Annotated in this window: 13 protein-coding genes and 2 pseudogenes; 8 read left to right on the plus strand and 7 right to left on the minus strand. The window is 73.1% G+C overall.

The window, feature by feature from the left end; genetic code table 11:
* The first annotated feature begins 120 nt into the window (after positions 1 to 120).
* The gene (locus tag WBG99_RS01815) at positions 121 to 747 is read left to right on the plus strand and encodes a VanZ family protein (protein ID WP_338894582.1); all 627 of its coding nucleotides are present in this window, start codon (positions 121 to 123) and stop codon (positions 745 to 747) included.
* Here WBG99_RS01815 and WBG99_RS01820 read toward each other — a convergent pair.
* Complete coding sequence (locus tag WBG99_RS01820) at positions 728 to 964, minus strand: hypothetical protein (protein WP_338894583.1); 237 nt, start codon at positions 962 to 964, stop codon at positions 728 to 730. The two genes, WBG99_RS01815 and WBG99_RS01820, sit on opposite strands and share 20 nt — an antisense overlap.
* A gap of 185 nt (positions 965 to 1,149) precedes the next feature.
* On the opposite strand from WBG99_RS01820, the gene WBG99_RS01825 reads away from it, so the two are divergent.
* From WBG99_RS01825 to WBG99_RS01835, 3 genes are all read left to right on the plus strand, one after another.
* A complete protein-coding gene (locus WBG99_RS01825) occupies positions 1,150 to 2,187 on the plus strand; it encodes a PHP domain-containing protein (protein ID WP_338894584.1) in 1,038 nt (345 codons plus the stop codon).
* Positions 2,188 to 2,321: 134 nt separating this feature from the next.
* Entirely contained in the window at positions 2,322 to 2,987 is a 666-nt protein-coding gene (locus tag WBG99_RS01830; RefSeq protein WP_338894585.1) for an HAD family hydrolase, read from the plus strand.
* Positions 2,988 to 3,547: 560 nt separating this feature from the next.
* Positions 3,548 to 4,576, plus strand: coding sequence for an SDR family oxidoreductase (locus WBG99_RS01835; RefSeq protein ID WP_338894586.1), 1,029 nt, complete (start codon positions 3,548 to 3,550; stop codon positions 4,574 to 4,576).
* A gap of 117 nt (positions 4,577 to 4,693) precedes the next feature.
* Here the strand turns inward: WBG99_RS01835 and WBG99_RS01840 are convergent, their stop codons facing one another.
* Complete coding sequence (locus WBG99_RS01840) at positions 4,694 to 4,942, minus strand: hypothetical protein (RefSeq protein ID WP_338894587.1); 249 nt, start codon at positions 4,940 to 4,942, stop codon at positions 4,694 to 4,696.
* A 415-nt stretch (positions 4,943 to 5,357) separates the two neighbouring features.
* Between WBG99_RS01840 and WBG99_RS01845 the strand changes: the two are divergent.
* The 3 genes and pseudogenes from WBG99_RS01845 to WBG99_RS01855 all read left to right on the plus strand — a co-directional run.
* A pseudogene (locus WBG99_RS01845) lies at positions 5,358 to 5,585 on the plus strand (IS1182 family transposase); the annotation flags it as partial.
* Between the two features lie 339 nt (positions 5,586 to 5,924).
* Complete coding sequence (locus tag WBG99_RS01850; RefSeq protein ID WP_338894588.1) at positions 5,925 to 7,181, plus strand: aromatic acid exporter family protein; 1,257 nt, start codon at positions 5,925 to 5,927, stop codon at positions 7,179 to 7,181.
* Positions 7,182 to 7,216: 35 nt separating this feature from the next.
* Positions 7,217 to 8,353, plus strand: coding sequence for a hypothetical protein (locus WBG99_RS01855; protein ID WP_338894589.1), 1,137 nt, complete (start codon positions 7,217 to 7,219; stop codon positions 8,351 to 8,353).
* 83 nt (positions 8,354 to 8,436) lie between these two features.
* Here WBG99_RS01855 and WBG99_RS01860 read toward each other — a convergent pair whose 3' ends face one another.
* A complete protein-coding gene (locus WBG99_RS01860) occupies positions 8,437 to 9,162 on the minus strand; it encodes a DUF2470 domain-containing protein (RefSeq protein WP_338894590.1) in 726 nt (241 codons plus the stop codon).
* Positions 9,163 to 9,380: 218 nt separating this feature from the next.
* Between WBG99_RS01860 and WBG99_RS01865 the strand changes: the two are divergent.
* A pseudogene (locus WBG99_RS01865) lies at positions 9,381 to 9,593 on the plus strand (cytochrome P450); the annotation flags it as partial.
* Here WBG99_RS01865 and WBG99_RS01870 read toward each other — a convergent pair.
* The 4 genes from WBG99_RS01870 to WBG99_RS01885 all read right to left on the minus strand — a co-directional run bounded on the left by WBG99_RS01870 (position 9,561) and on the right by WBG99_RS01885 (position 13,716).
* Positions 9,561 to 10,400, minus strand: coding sequence for a pentapeptide repeat-containing protein (locus WBG99_RS01870; protein ID WP_338894591.1), 840 nt, complete (start codon positions 10,398 to 10,400; stop codon positions 9,561 to 9,563). The pseudogene WBG99_RS01865 and the gene WBG99_RS01870 sit on opposite strands and share 33 nt — an antisense overlap.
* 27 nt (positions 10,401 to 10,427) lie before the next feature.
* Positions 10,428 to 11,189 (minus strand): PIG-L deacetylase family protein, encoded by a 762-nt coding sequence (locus WBG99_RS01875; RefSeq protein WP_338894592.1) that lies wholly within the window; start codon positions 11,187 to 11,189, stop codon positions 10,428 to 10,430.
* Between the two features lie 53 nt (positions 11,190 to 11,242).
* Complete coding sequence (locus WBG99_RS01880) at positions 11,243 to 12,544, minus strand: alpha/beta fold hydrolase (RefSeq protein WP_338894593.1); 1,302 nt, start codon at positions 12,542 to 12,544, stop codon at positions 11,243 to 11,245.
* Positions 12,545 to 12,690: 146 nt separating this feature from the next.
* Complete coding sequence (locus tag WBG99_RS01885) at positions 12,691 to 13,716, minus strand: LacI family DNA-binding transcriptional regulator (RefSeq protein WP_338894594.1); 1,026 nt, start codon at positions 13,714 to 13,716, stop codon at positions 12,691 to 12,693.
* Positions 13,717 to 13,809: the final 93 nt, after the last annotated feature.

Raw genomic sequence — 13,809 nt, forward strand, 5'->3', positions numbered from 1 at the left:
TCGGAGCGGGCGCGGGGACCGGTGGCGCACGTCGGGCGAGATCTCGCGCGGCCGGGAGTCATGGGCCGCTTCGGGGGTAACCACCTTGAGACAAAGGGAAGTTGAAACTGGGAGGGTTGCATGGCCCGTACCACGTCGCGTTCCCGTTCCACGACCTCCGGCCGCCGTCCCGCGGTGGCCCCGCGCTATCGACGGCCGCTCGCGCTGCCCCTGCGGCTGCTGGTGATGGCGCTGGCCTTCATGGCCATGGTGGCGTTCGGCGCGGTGCTGGCGGGGATCACCCTCCAGCCGTCCCCCGCGTCGGAGGCGCTCACCCACAGCAACCTCCGCCCCGGCAGCTCCCTGGAGCTCTACTGGCACCATCCCAGCCCGCGCGACGCGGTCAAACAGGTCGGCGGGAACATCCTGCTGGGCGTGCCCTTCGGGATCCTGCTGCCGGTGCTGGCGCCCGGGGCGCGCGGACTGCTGCGCGTGCCCGCCCTGACCGCCTTGATGATGCTGCTCGTCGAGCTGGTGCAGGGCGCGCTGGTCACCGGCCGGGCCTTCGACATCGACGACGTCATCCTCAACACCGCGGGCGCGCTGCTGGGTTATCTGCTCCTGGGCCGCCGGCTGGGGCGAGCGGTGCACGCGCGCGTCCCGCGCGAACCCGAGGGCACACCGGCACATCCGAGGACATCGCCCGGCGGCTGGACGCAGCGCCTGCGCGGAAGCCGCCGCAAGGGGGCTAGCGCGGCCTCCAAGTGAGCTTGTCGCCGCCCACCCAGCGCACCTGGTCCGGGTCGTCGAGGTCATGGAGGACGATGCCGAGCGCCGCCGCGGTCTGCAGCACGTCCGTGATCGTCCTCGCCTCGCCGACCACCTGGCCGTCGATCTCCACGAGCCGGAACGGAGGTGTGCCGGGCTGCACCCCGAGCACCATGACCCGGGGATGGGAAATGTAGGGGCTCGCGATTTCAGTCATGTCTAGAGGGTAGAGCGGTTCCGCCGGCCGGTGACGGCTGAGGGCTCCGCGGGCGACTCCCGTGCCGCCCGCCGCTCTGGGCGCGTTTCGCGGTCGTACGGCCGCGGGGACGCGCCCGGGGTCGTACGGCCACCGTGCGGGTACCCGGGGGCTGGGCGAGTCTGTAAGCAGGAGCTGGAGGTGCCATGGACCCCGTCGAGGCCCTGGACCGGATCTCTTTCCTGCTGGAGCGGGACCGGGCCCCCACCTATCGCGTACGGGCGTTCCGTACGGCCGCCACCGTGCTCGGTGCGCTGCCCGCGGACGAGGTGGCCGGGCGGGCCGCCTCGGGATCGCTGGAGTCGCTGAGGGGAATCGGACCGAAGACGGCGCAGGTGGTGCGCGAGGCGCTGGCCGGGGACGTGCCAAGCTATCTGCGGCGGCTGGAGCAGGAGGCCGAGGCTGCGCCCAGTGCCGGTGGCGAGCGGCTGATGGAGCTGATCCGGGGCGACTGCCACGTGCACTCGGACTGGTCGGACGGCGGCAGCCCGATCGAGGAGATGGGCCGGGCCGCCGCCCGTCTCGGCCACGAGTGGACCGTGCTCACCGATCACTCGCCCCGACTGACCGTCGCCCGGGGTCTGCCCCCCGAGCGGCTGCGGGAGCAGCTCGACGTGGTGGCCGCGCTCAACGCACGGTGGACACCGTTCCGGCTGCTCACGGGTATCGAGTGCGACATTCTCGACGACGGTTCGCTGGACCAGGAGCCCGAGCTGCTGGACCGGCTCGACGTCGTGGTGGTGTCCGTGCACTCCAAGCTGCGGATGGACGCGCGCGCGATGACCCGCCGCATGGTGGCCGCCGTACGCGACCCGCACTCCGACGTGCTCGGGCACTGCACGGGACGGCTGGTCACCGGGCGGGGGCGGCCCGAGTCGGAGTTCGACGCGGACGCGGTGTTCTCGGCGTGCGCGGAGACCGGGACGGCCGTGGAGATCAACTCCCGGCCCGAGCGGCTCGATCCGCCACGGCGGCTGCTGCGACGGGCCCTCGGAGCGGGGGTGCTGTTCTCGATCGACACGGACGCGCATGCGCCGGGGCAGCTCGCATGGCAGGTCCACGGGTGTGCTCGGGCGGAGGAGTGCGGGGTACCGGCGGAGCGGGTGGTGACCACGTGGGGGGTGGAGGAGGTGTTGGAGTGGGCCCGGCACCGGGAGATCCCGGCGGGGGTGGGGAATGCCTGAGGGCTCGGGGGTTCGGTGATGCCGCGGGTACGGGACGCGTTGTGGCTGGTCTCGCCCACGCGGCGGAGCCGCACATGGGAAGGGTCCCGCACCCCTTCGGGGCGCGGGCGTCGGAGTTTCCAGGAAGGTGCGCCATGGGCAGGGCTGCTGTTTTCGATGTCGACGGGACTCTTGTCGACACCAACCATTTGCATGTGGTCGCGTGGTGGGAGGCGTTTCGGCAGGGCGGGCATCAGGTGACCATGCATGACATCCATCGGGCGGTGGGACTGCCGTCCGGGGATCTGATCACGCACCTGTTGGGCGAGAAGCGGGATCCGGAGGAGATGAACGCGCTCAGTGCGGCCCACAAGACGCTGTACGGGACGTACTTCGACCGGTTGCCCGCGCTGCCTGAGGCGGGGCGGCTGTTGCGGCGGCTCGACGGGCAGGGCTGGCGCGTGGTGCTCGCGACGTCGGCGGGCGGGACGGAGCTGGCCGCGCTGCGGCGGGCCATCGGGGCCGATGACGCCATCATGGCGACGGCCAGCGCCGACGACGTGGCCGAGGGCAAACCGGCGCCGGATCCGGTCGAGCAGGCCCTGGAGCTGGCGGGAGCCGAGGCGGAGCGGTCGGTGTTCGTCGGGGACACGGTGTGGGACATGCGCGCGGGCGCCCGGGCGGGGGTGCGCTGTGTGGCGGTGCTGTGCGGTGGCATTCCACGGCCGGAACTGGAGGCGGCCGGCGCGGAGGCGGTGTTCCGGAATCCGGCCCATCTGCTGGCGGCGCTGAAGGAGAGTCCGCTGGGCCGGGAGGAATGACCTGGTGACGGCCGCTGTGGGCAGCCGCGGGCGACGTGACGCAGATCACCGGCAATGTCCGGATACGGAAGGAACACACGCTGGTAGTTTCCCGTTGGGCCAGCCGCAGGTGCGGATGGGACAGTGTCCCCGGCCTCACCTTTTGCCCACGGGGAGATCGTTCGGCTGAAGCCCTGTGGAGCGTTTCGCCGAGAGGCGACCGCCGTCCGCCCCCCAGGCCGCCCCGACCGTGATTCCCCCGTCCGGTCGGGGCTTCTCTTCGTTTCGCCGGAGACTCAGGTGCCGCTTTTCGGCGGAGACTCTGGTACCGGGCTCTCGCGGGCCCGTACAGCACGGCGACGCGCCCGCCATCTCGGACATCAGGACGATCTCGGTCAAGGGTGATCGTCCCGTGGGCGGGTCCGGTGGCTGCGGGAATCGGCCAAGCCCGGGGGCGACCTCGAAGGGCCGGGCTTCGGGGGGCCGGGGGTCGGCCGGGTTCGGTGGCGGCTGCGTGTATCCGCCGGAGCCGGGTACCCGTGGGCGGCTCTGAAGGACTCGAAGCGCGAGAGGGGTCAGCGGTGAACGGAGAATCCGGCGGCAGGATCGTGGTCACTGGCGCCACCGGCAATGTGGGAACGAGTCTGGTGCGTCTGCTCGCCAAGGACGCGCGGGTCGGTCGGATACGGGGCCTGGCCCGTCGGGTTCCCGAGTGGGCGCCCGCGAAGACGGAGTGGTCGGCCGTGGACGTGGGGTCCGAGAAGGCCGACCTGGCCAAGGAGTTCGACGGGGCGGACGCGGTCGTCCATCTCGCCTGGGCGTTCCAGCCGACGCACGATCCGGCGGCGACCTGGCGGACCAATGTGCTGGGCAGCATGCGCGTCTTCGAGGCGGTGGCGGCGGCGAGGGTCCCGACGCTGGTGCACGCCTCGTCGGTCGGGGCCTACTCCCCGGGGCCGAAGGATCACGCGGTCGACGAGTCGTGGCCCACCCACGGCTGGCCGGACGCCGCGTACTGCCGTGAGAAGGCGTACCTGGAGCGCGCCCTGGACTCCTTCGAGTACGAGCACCCCGGGGTCCGGGTGGTGCGGATGCGACCCGCGTTCCTGTTCAAGCGGGAGTCGGCGAGCGAGCAGCGCCGTGTCTTCGGCGGGCGTTTCCTGCCGGGGCCGCTGGCCCGGCCCGAGCTGCTGCCGTTCCTGCCCGACATCCCCGGGCTGAAGGTGCAGGCTCTGCACACCGACGACGCCGCCCAGGCGTACCGTCTGGCGCTGCACTCCGACGCGCACGGTGCCTTCAATCTGGCGGCCGAGCCGCCCCTCGACGCCGAGCTGCTCAGCGAGGTGCTGGGTTCGCGTCCGCTGAAGCTGCCCCGGGTCGCGGCCCGCTCCGCCGTCGCCGCCGCGTGGAACCTGCGGCTGCTGCCGGCCTCCCCGCATCTCTTCGACGCCGTGCTGCGGCTGCCGCTGCTGGACTGCGCCAAGGCCCGCGCCGAACTGCGCTGGCGTCCCGAGCGCACGGCGGTGGAAGTGCTGGAGGAGTTCCTGGAAGGGCTGCGGCACGGGGCCGGGGCGGAGACGGAGCCGCTTCGGGGGCGGAAGGTCGGCTGAGCGCACGACGAGCACGAGCGTGACGGCGCCTCCCCGGGTCCCACCGGGGAGGCGCCGAGTTCCGGGGACGCCCTCGGGCCTTGAGGCTTTCACGCCCTGGGGCAAGAAGGCCGAGAATCAGTCGGACGGCTCGTCGGGTACCGGCTGCTCGGGGTTGACGGCGCCCGACTGGGCCCCGCCCTGCCGGCCGGTGCCCGCCTCGTCCGTGTCGGGCACGTCGTCGTCCCGGTCCTCGTCGTCCTCGTCGGCGGCGCGCGTGGGCGCCACCTCCCACGGGTCCTCGCCCTCGTTCGCCTGCTGATCGGGCAGGTCCCTCGGTACGGGGTCGCCGTGCTCGCCGGGACCCTCCAGCCGGTGATCGGTCACGGCGTGCTCCTTCCTGTCGTGCACCGGGCGCGGGTACCTCGGTCCGATCGCCTCAAACCACGAGTTCCGTGCGCCGGGTGTGTCCCGTCGGGAAAGGTCGGCCAGTTCCTCCAGGGCCGCCGTCAGCTGCGGTGGAGCACGTGGCGCAGGCGGGCCGCCGCAGGGAACTCGATCTCCCCGCCCGCCTGCTGCTATCCCGTCAGCAGGCGGGCGTCCTGGCGGATGTCCCACAGCGGTGCCAGGGAGACGAAGTCCGCGACCGGGTCGCCCCAACCCCTGATGACTGAGCTTGTTGAAGCTGATCGACAGGGGCGCGACAGAGTGAGTCGGCGTGTGTTCCGGGTGCCGCAGGACGCGGTACGCGGCGGTGTGTGGAGGGCCGAGCCGGAGGGGCGGGGGGACCTGCTCGCGAAGCCGACTCGCCCACGACGAGCAGGTCCCGCCCCCACCCCGCGGACGCATCCCGGCCAGCGCCGTCCTCAAGGAGCGCATGGCCCGCAAGCTGCGGACCACGCCCGGCGAGGCCGCCTGCAGCCGCCGCGAGGACATCGTCGAACCCGTCTTCGGACAGGTCATGACCTGCCAGAACAGCCGCCGGCTCCTCCTGCGCGGCGAGGACGGAGCCCGCGGCGGGTGGCGACTTCAGAAGGAGCAGCAGGCTCGCGCCCGCTGACACCACCTCCCTCAACGAGACGGACGGCTTCGGCTCCGCGCGGGTGGAGGAGTGGAACAGCAACGTCAGCCCGGCGGGATCGGCCCGCGGTGAGTGACAGCGCTGTGCCCCCGTGCGGCGTCCGGCCGCCGCACGGGGGCACACGCGTGTCAGGGCGTCCGGGTGCCGGGGCCCCGGGCCCGCTCCGCTCACGCCCCGCCGACCCCCTCGCCGGACAGGGAGCAGACCCCACGTCCCGCGGAATCACCCGGGGTGACTACGGTTTCGTTCAGGAGTTCGGTGGAGCGACGGAAGGGGAACCGCGCCAGGATGCGAGACGTACGTGGTCTGTGGGACGAGACCGGCAGGCAGGTCGCCAAGTGGCGGCAGGACCCGGTCATCGTGCAGTCGGTGCGGTCGGCGGCGGCCGCCACGGTCGCCTATGTGGTGGCGTTGCAGCTCAGCTCCGCGGCGGCGCCCCTGACGGCTCCCCTGACCGCGCTCCTCGTCGTGCAGGTCACCCTCTACGCCACACTCACCACCGGTATCCGCCGGGTGAACGCGGTGGTCGCCGGCGTCGTCATCGCCATCGGCTTCAGTGTCCTGGTGGGCCTCACCTGGTGGAGTCTCGCCCTCCTCATCCTCGCCTCGCTCACGGTCGGACGCCTGGTGCGGGTCAGCGAGTTCGTCCCCGAGGTGGCGATCAGCGCGATGCTGGTCCTCGGCGTGACCAGGGTCGGCGACACGGCCTGGGCGCGCGTGCTGGAGACGCTGATCGGGGCGGTCGTCGGGCTTGCCTTCAACTTCCTGCTCGCTCCCCCGGTGTGGGTCGAGGCGGCCGGTGAGTCCATCGAGGACCTGGCCCGGCGGATGCGGCGGCTGATGATCCGTGTCGGCGAGGAGGCCGCGGGCCGCACCGCGGTGGAGGCCGCGGAGGCCCGGCTCGACGAGGCCCGGAAGCTCGATTTCGACATCGTCGAGGTGGACGCGGCCCTCCAGCAGGCCGAGGACAGCCTGAAGCTCAATCCGCGCGTCCGGGAGGGCCTGCTGCACCGGGTCGTGCTGCGCACCGGCCTGGACACGCTGGAGATCTGCACGGTGGTCCTGCGCGTGCTGGCCCGCACCCTCACCGACCTCGCCCGGGAACGCGAGCCGAGCCCCCTGTTCTCCCCCGCCGTGGGAGCGACCGTCGAACGGCTCCTCGCCGAGATCGGCGACGCCGTGGTCAGCTTCGCGGTCCTGGTCACCACCGATGTCAGCCGCAGTGCCGAGTCCGCGGAGGCCCGGCTCGCCGCCGAACTGTCCACGGCGACCGCGACCCGCGACAAGCTGGCCCGACTGCTCCTCGAAGAGGTCCAGCGGGACTCCGGCCAGTGGCAGTTGCACGGTGCCGTGCTGACGGAGGTCAACCGGATCCTGGACGAGCTGGACACCGAGCACCGCTCCCAGCGGCTCCTGGAGGAACTCGACCGCTGCACCCGCGAACAGCGCGAGCGCTCCCCCCGGCTCACGCGCCTGCGCGAGCGCGTGCGCGTCCCGCGCCCCCTCCGGCGGAACCGTTCCGGCCTCACCGGACGTGCTGAGTGACACAGCACCACGCGATATCGAGGGGAGCGTACGGAATGGCCGAGAACGCCGTGCGGATCGACGGGACCACACTGCGTCTGCCGGGCGGTGTGCAGGTGCGCTTCCAGCGCACCCTGCGCCTGCCGGAGACAGGCACGCACCAACTCCCGCCCGGTCTGGGCGACTTCCCGATCCGCCGGGTCGAGGACCATCCGCACACCGCTCCGGAGCGGATGCGGGCGCGCGGCGGGGTGATGCTTCCCGTGTATCTGCGCGAGGCGATGTGGCTGCACTTCGGCGGTTCCACGGAACCGGCCGCGCTCCAGGTCGGCGTCGGCAGGGTGTGCGCGGTGTCCGGCGAGCCGTGGAGCGGCACGCTCACCCGGCGCCCGCAGAACTACGTGGTACTGCCGCGTCAGCCGTGGCTCGACGGCATCAACTCCGGCAAGGGGACGGTCCGCCAGTTCGTGGCCGTCCCGCTCGGGCTCGGTGCCACGGTCGAGGGTCAGGTCACCGGCGAGGAGGTGTTCGGCGGGGTGCAGTTGCAGTCGTTCCCGCTGAACGCCGAGCGGCTCGCCCTATGGCGGGAGGAGGGGCGGCCACGCACCGCGCGGGAGCGGAACACCGGCCCGGTCGGCGGGTACGGCGACACGGGCCCGGTCCCGATGCCGCCCTCGTTCACCGGCGCTCCCCTGCCTCGCGCGCCGGGCGGGGGGCCGATGGCTCCGGGTGCCGCGTACCCCATGGCGGCGCCGGGCGCGGCCCCGAGGGCCGGTGCTCCCGCCGCCCCTCCGCGGGCTTTCGCCGCGATGGGGCTCGGCGTCGGCGGCTCGATGCGCCAGGAGGTCTACCAGGACACCTGGCCGCGCGGCAGCTGGGCCGAGCAGCCGGCCGGCCGGATCTTCGTGCATCTCGTCACGCCGCCCGAGTGGCGCCGTATCACCGGCGAGGCCCCGCCGCCGTCGCCCGTGGACCGCGCGGCCTACACCCGGGCGGGGCTGCCCTGGTTCGAGTACTACAACGACGACCAGGCCGTCGCCCACGACCTCGACCCGTCCGACGCCCTCGGCGCGGTGAAGCCCGTCGGCGACTGGCTCGGCGACGACCTCGACCCGTGGCAGCCGCCCGCCCCCGGCCAGGTCAAGCGCCTCGGTGACGCCCCGGGCAGGCCGGTCCAGGACGGCGACTGGTAGCGGACCCCGACTGCCCGCAAAGAACGGCGGCGGGCGCCGCATGGCGCGCGGCGCCCGCCGCAGTTCTTTGCGGGCAGTTCGCGTCACCCGTCGCCGTCTGTGCGCTGCCGCTGCAGGGCGCGCGGGCAGGAGGCGGCGCTCGCCTGGGAGAGCAGGATGTGCATGCGCTCGGTGAGCTGCGCCATGTCGTCGGCGGGCTTGTGGAACGTCAGGCGTACGTCGCCGTTTCCGCGGGCCCGCTCGATGCGCAGGGTGAGGCCGTGCCGGTCGACGGCGAGCGGCTGGACGCGGACGGCACCGTGCAGGCTGTCGTGCGGGACCAGCCGGGTCAGGCGCTCGACGGCGTCGGGGTGCGCGTCGGCGAGATGGGTCAGCAGCCGGGACTCGGCCCCGGCCAGCGGATCGGCTTCGGCGGCGGCGAACTCGTCGAGGTCGACCACGACCGCGCCGGACGGCTCGCGCAGCACGATGCGCGTGGCCCGGAACTCCAGGTCCCCGTCGTTGGGGGCGAACCAGCCGGCGAGCCAGAGCCGGGCCCGGATACGGTTGCGCACGGGGACGGGCGCGACATCGGCGAACTCCAGCACGGCGGACGGCTCGCCGCGCGGCGCGCAGATCGCGGCGGCGAGGAGCGCACTGTCCTCGGGGACGCGCAGGACCACCCGGCCGTCCTCGGTGGCGGTGTGCGCGCCGACGAACTCCTCGCGACCGCCCTCGGCGGTCACCGCGCAGGACCACGCCGCCGCGAGAACCGAGCGGGCACGCTCCGCCGCGGCGGGCGCGGCCGTCCAGGTATGACGGTCACCCATCCCAAACCTCCCTTAGGTAAGCCTTGCCTAAGTTATCGAAGATCGGGGCGTACGCCAACCACCACCCGCCAGTGCGTGCGTTTCCCGTCCGCCGCGGCGCGACGGATCAGGGGGTGAGCCTGCCGGGCCTCAGGATGCGAGCACCCCGACCAGCGCCCGCGCGCACAGGCCCCGCACCTGCTGCCGGGGTCCGTGCGCTTGATCCAGGACTCCCTGTTGAGGCCACGCTCGTCCTCGGGCTGCTGCTGCGCTGCTACGAGCTGCGGCCGGACCCCGCGTACCGGCTACGGGTGGCGGAGCGGCTGACCCTGATGCCGGACGGACTGCGGCTGCGTGTGGAGCGGGCGGGCGGCGCCCTGGAGACCGCTCTCGGAGTCCCCCGGGTACCGTCGCCGCCGTCACGCTGCCCAGTGACCGGGGCGGGTGACTGACCCCGGCAGGCGCGTGCCCGCGCTGCCGCGTGCCGCGTCGAGCTGGGGCTGCGTGAGGAAGAAGGCCCCGGTCAGGTCCGCGTCGGTGAGGTCGGTGTCGCGGAGGTCGGCGCCTATCAGATCCGAGCCGCGCAGATCGGCACCGGTCAGGTCGGCGGCTACGAGGTAGGCACCGCGGAGGTCTGCCTTCTGGAGGTCGGCCCCCTTGAGTCGCGCACCGATGAGGTCGGCGCCCCGGCGGTTCCGCTTGCGTCCGGCGCCCGTCCGCATCAACTCGCTGGTGCGCAACAGCAGTTCGTTGACCCGCTGCCGGTGCGCGGAGACATCCAGCTCCCCCAGTTCCTCCGCCGTTCGCGTGGTCAGCCGTGCGGTCTCGTCGAGGGCCCGGCGGACGTCGGCGTGCACCGGGCGGGCGGCGGGGAGAGTCAGCGCCTCGGTCAAGTACCAGAGGAGTTCGTGGAGTTGGCGTACGACCGGGAACACGTCGAACATCCGGCGGGCGTGCTCGCGGCCACCCGTGCGCCAGTCCCGGCCGCCGAAGGTGACCTGCGAGACCTTCTGCCCGGCGCCGAAGCAGTCGTAGACCGTGCAGCCGTTGAACCCCTCGTCCCTGAGCCGCGCGTGAATACCGCACCGGAAGTCGTCCCCGAGGTTCCCGCACGGCTTTCCCGCGGCCTTGTCGACGGCGAAGTCCGCCGAGGCGGCGAAGGGCAGCGCCACGCAGCAGAGTCCGAAGCACTCGCCGCAGTCCGCGCGGAGGTCGTGCAGGTCGCGCGAAGCGACGGCGTCATCGGATCCTTGTTCCATACTGTTCATCCTAACCAGAACCCGCCCTCACCGGCTGAACACCTCGAACGCCACAGCCGGCCTGCCGCCGAACCGCTCCCCCGTGGTCCGCGCGTGGCCGGTGAGGAACTCGCGTGCGTACGTCTCGGGGTCCTCCTTCGTCAGTGCCTCCAGGTAGGTGCGGTGTTCGAGGAGGGAGGTGACGGCGCGGTCGAGGCCGGGGGCGGCGTCGACGGCGTGGGTGGGGGTCGAGGAGCCGGCGACGGCGACCCAGCGGACGCCGTCCCAGGGGGCCAGGCCCTGTGCGACGAGGTCCGGGAAGATCCAGCGGTTCCCGGCGTCCCCGGCGGCGTCCAGGGTGGCGCGGCCCACCGCCACGTGGTCCGGGGTGTTCCAGGCGACCCCGCCCCAGGTGTCGCGGTGGTTGAGGGTGATGACCAGCTCGGGGCGGTGCCTGCGGATGGCCGCCGCGATGTCCCGGCGCAGGGCGGGACCGTACTCGATGACGCCGTCCCCGTGGTCGAGGAACTCCACAACGGACACGCCCACGACGGCCGCGCTCGCCCGCTGCTCCCTCTCGCGCAGCTGGCCGCACTCGGCGGGCTCCAGGGTGTCGATGCCGGCCTCGCCCCGGGTCGCCAGGACGTACGCGACCTCGCGGCCGGCGTCGGTCCAGGCGGCGATCGCCGCCGCGCAGCCGTATTCGAGGTCGTCGGGGTGGGCGACCACGGCGAGGGCGCGTCGCCAGTCCTCGGGCATGGGCCTGAGCCGGTCCGGCTGGTTCGGCTGGTCCTTCTGCGGGTCCGTCATGAGCGCACAGTAGTCCGCGGCACCGCCGAGCGGGCCGACTCACCCGCCGTCGCTCAGTCCTCGTCGCGTGTCAGCGCCAGCAGCCGGTCCAGGACGCGCGGGCCGCCGGCGCGTACGCCGTCGTGTTCGAACTCGTCCGTCACCCAGGTGCGCAGGCCCCGGACGGCGCGGGCGGTCCGCAGGGAGTGGGCCGTGTCGACGTACATGTCGTCGTGGTAGATCGCGGCGGCGACGGGGACCTCGTTGGCGGCGAGGCGCGCCGGGTCGTACAGGGGTGCCCAGTCGGTGCGGGCGGCCAGTTCCTCGGCGGTGTCGCGCAGGGGGCGCAGGGCCGGGTCGGTGTCGAAGGTCCAGGGGTGGACGGACTCGCCGGTGAAGAGGACCGGCCCGTCGCCGGTGAGTGTCCTGGCCGCGTCGAACTGCGGGAACTCGGCGCGCACTCGCTCGGCGGACCAGGCGGTGGGACGCCCGCCCTGGCCGTAGCAGGCCTCGTGGAGGAGGGCGTACAGCGGATGTCCGGCGAACGACAGCAGGCCCCGCACCTCTTCCTGGAAGGCGTCGGAGAGGGCCGGGCCCTGTGGGGTGTGGACGAAGGCGTCCTCCAGGAGGAAGTGCAGGCGATGGCTGCCGTCGCCGCGGCCGAGGAGGATGCCGAGGGACTGGAAGGCCTCGACGGTGAGCCGGGGGCCGCCGTGCAGCACCGGCTCGTGTTCCAGCAGGTGCCCGGCGATGCGGCGGGCCCGTTCGACGTCCTGCGGGTAGCGGGCGTAGTGGGCGGCGACCTTGCGTTCGATGCGCGGGTAGGCCGCGCGGTAGACGTCGTCGGCATGGCCGTCCAGGGTCGGCAGGCCCCCGGTGATCACGGCGGTGCGCAGGCCTTCGGGTGCGATGGACAGGTAGGTGACCGTGCAGAAGCCGCCGAAGCTCTGCCCGAGGACGGCCCAGGGGGCGCCGCCGGTCACCTCGGGGCGGACGGCCTCGCAGTCGCGGACGATGGAGTCGGCGCGGAAGTGGGCGAGGTAGTCGGCCTGTGCGCGGGGGTCGCCGCGCAGCGGGAGCGTCTGGCGGTTGGCGGGGCTGGAGGCGCCCGTGCCGCGCTGGTCGAGAAGCAGGACCCGGTACTCACGCAGTGCCCGCTCCAGCCAGGCCTCTCGTCCGACGAAGCGGTTCGCGCCGAAGCCGGGGCCGCCCTGCAGATAGACCAGCCAGGGCAGTTCGGCGTCCGTCCTGTCGCTCGCGACGACCTCGCGCGCGTAGAGCTCGATCCGCTCCCCCGCCGGGTCGTCGTGGTCGAGGGGGACGGTGAAACGACGGTCGGTGAGGACGACACCGGGCTGCCGGTAGCTGACGGACACCAGGGCTCCTTGAACGGACGAATTCCAGACCGTGGTCCAGTCCAGCACAGGTTCTTCGCCCGGCCGAGCCCAAGGATCAAGAAGTTCTCGCCGACTCGTCGATCAGTACGCGGACCGCCGGCGATGCGCGGGCACGGGTTCGGCGCTCAGCGCGCGGAGAGGCTGGAGCGTCGCACCACCAGCTCCGGCTGGAGGACGACCCTGCGGTGCTCGTGCGGGACCGGCGCGGTCTCGGCCTCGGTCTCCTCCAGGAGCAGTTCGGCGGCGAGGGCGCCCATGGTGACGGCGGGCTGCCGTACGGAGGTGAGCGGGACGGCCGCCGCGGCGGCGAACTCGATGTCGTCGTAGCCGACGATGGCGAGGTCGTCGGGGACACTCACGCCGGCCGCGTACATGGCCTGGAGCACTCCGAGGGCGAGCAGGTCGTTGGCGCAGAAGACGGCGGTCGGGCGGTCGGCGAGGCCGAGGAGGCGGGCGCCCGCGTCGCGGCCGGCGGCCACGTCGAGACGCTCGGTGGGCAGCTCGCGCAGTGCGTCGGCGTCGAGTCCCGCCTCTCGCAGGGCCTTCAGCGCGCCCGTACGGCGGTCGCGGACCTGGTTGAGGCCCGCCGGTCCGCTGACGTACGCGATGGTGCGGTGGCCGGCGTCGACCAGATGACGTACGGCGAGCGCGCCGCCCGCGACGTCGTCGACGGACACGGAGCACTCGGTGGTGCCCTCGGCGACCCGGTCGACGAGGACGAAAGGGATGCCGTGGCGGCGGAACGCCTTGATGTTGCGTCCCGTCGCGTCGGCGGGGGTGAGCAGCACGCCGCGTACCCGCTGTTCGGCGAAGAGCGACAGGTACTCGGACTCCTCGCCCGCGCTCTGCGCGCTGTTGCAGACCATCACGCCGAGCCCGGCGTCGCGTGCGGCCCGCTCGGCACCGCGCGCGACGTCGACGAAGAAGGGGTTGCCCATGTCGAGCACGAGCAGGCCCATGATGCGGCTCCGCCCGGCCCGCAGCTGGCGCGCCGACTCACTGCGGACGTAGCCGAGGCGGTCTATCGCGGACAGCACGCGGGCACGGGTCTCGGACGCCACCGTGTCCGGGCGGTTGATCACGTTCGAGACCGTACCCACGGAGACGCCGGCGACGCGGGCGACGTCCTTGATACCCACCGACTGGGCCATCGGGCAGACCTCCAAAGAACTGGGGCGGCGGGCGCGCCCTCACCTTACCTTCGTGCCCGTCACAGGAGGCCTGTGACCTGGCCACACCCGCCG

Origin of the sequence: Streptomyces sp. TG1A-60, from assembly GCF_037201975.1 — a bacterium.
Taxonomy (GTDB): Bacteria; Actinomycetota; Actinomycetes; order Streptomycetales; family Streptomycetaceae; genus Streptomyces.

What these genes read in the sequence shown, in the direction of transcription:
- WBG99_RS01815 (WP_338894582.1), top strand. Translation starts at nt 121, where the DNA reads ATGGCCCGTACCACGTCGCGTTCCCGTTCCACGACCTCCGGCCGCCGT.
- WBG99_RS01885 (WP_338894594.1), bottom strand. Translation starts at nt 13,716, where the DNA reads ATGGCCCAGTCGGTGGGTATCAAGGACGTCGCCCGCGTCGCCGGCGTC.
- WBG99_RS01875 (WP_338894592.1), bottom strand. Translation starts at nt 11,189, where the DNA reads ATGACGGACCCGCAGAAGGACCAGCCGAACCAGCCGGACCGGCTCAGG.
- WBG99_RS01830 (WP_338894585.1), top strand. Translation starts at nt 2,322, where the DNA reads ATGGGCAGGGCTGCTGTTTTCGATGTCGACGGGACTCTTGTCGACACC.
- WBG99_RS01850 (WP_338894588.1), top strand. Translation starts at nt 5,925, where the DNA reads ATGCGAGACGTACGTGGTCTGTGGGACGAGACCGGCAGGCAGGTCGCC.
- WBG99_RS01820 (WP_338894583.1), bottom strand. Translation starts at nt 964, where the DNA reads ATGACTGAAATCGCGAGCCCCTACATTTCCCATCCCCGGGTCATGGTG.
- WBG99_RS01870 (WP_338894591.1), bottom strand. Translation starts at nt 10,400, where the DNA reads ATGGAACAAGGATCCGATGACGCCGTCGCTTCGCGCGACCTGCACGAC.
- WBG99_RS01855 (WP_338894589.1), top strand. Translation starts at nt 7,217, where the DNA reads ATGGCCGAGAACGCCGTGCGGATCGACGGGACCACACTGCGTCTGCCG.
- WBG99_RS01825 (WP_338894584.1), top strand. Translation starts at nt 1,150, where the DNA reads ATGGACCCCGTCGAGGCCCTGGACCGGATCTCTTTCCTGCTGGAGCGG.
- WBG99_RS01860 (WP_338894590.1), bottom strand. Translation starts at nt 9,162, where the DNA reads ATGGGTGACCGTCATACCTGGACGGCCGCGCCCGCCGCGGCGGAGCGT.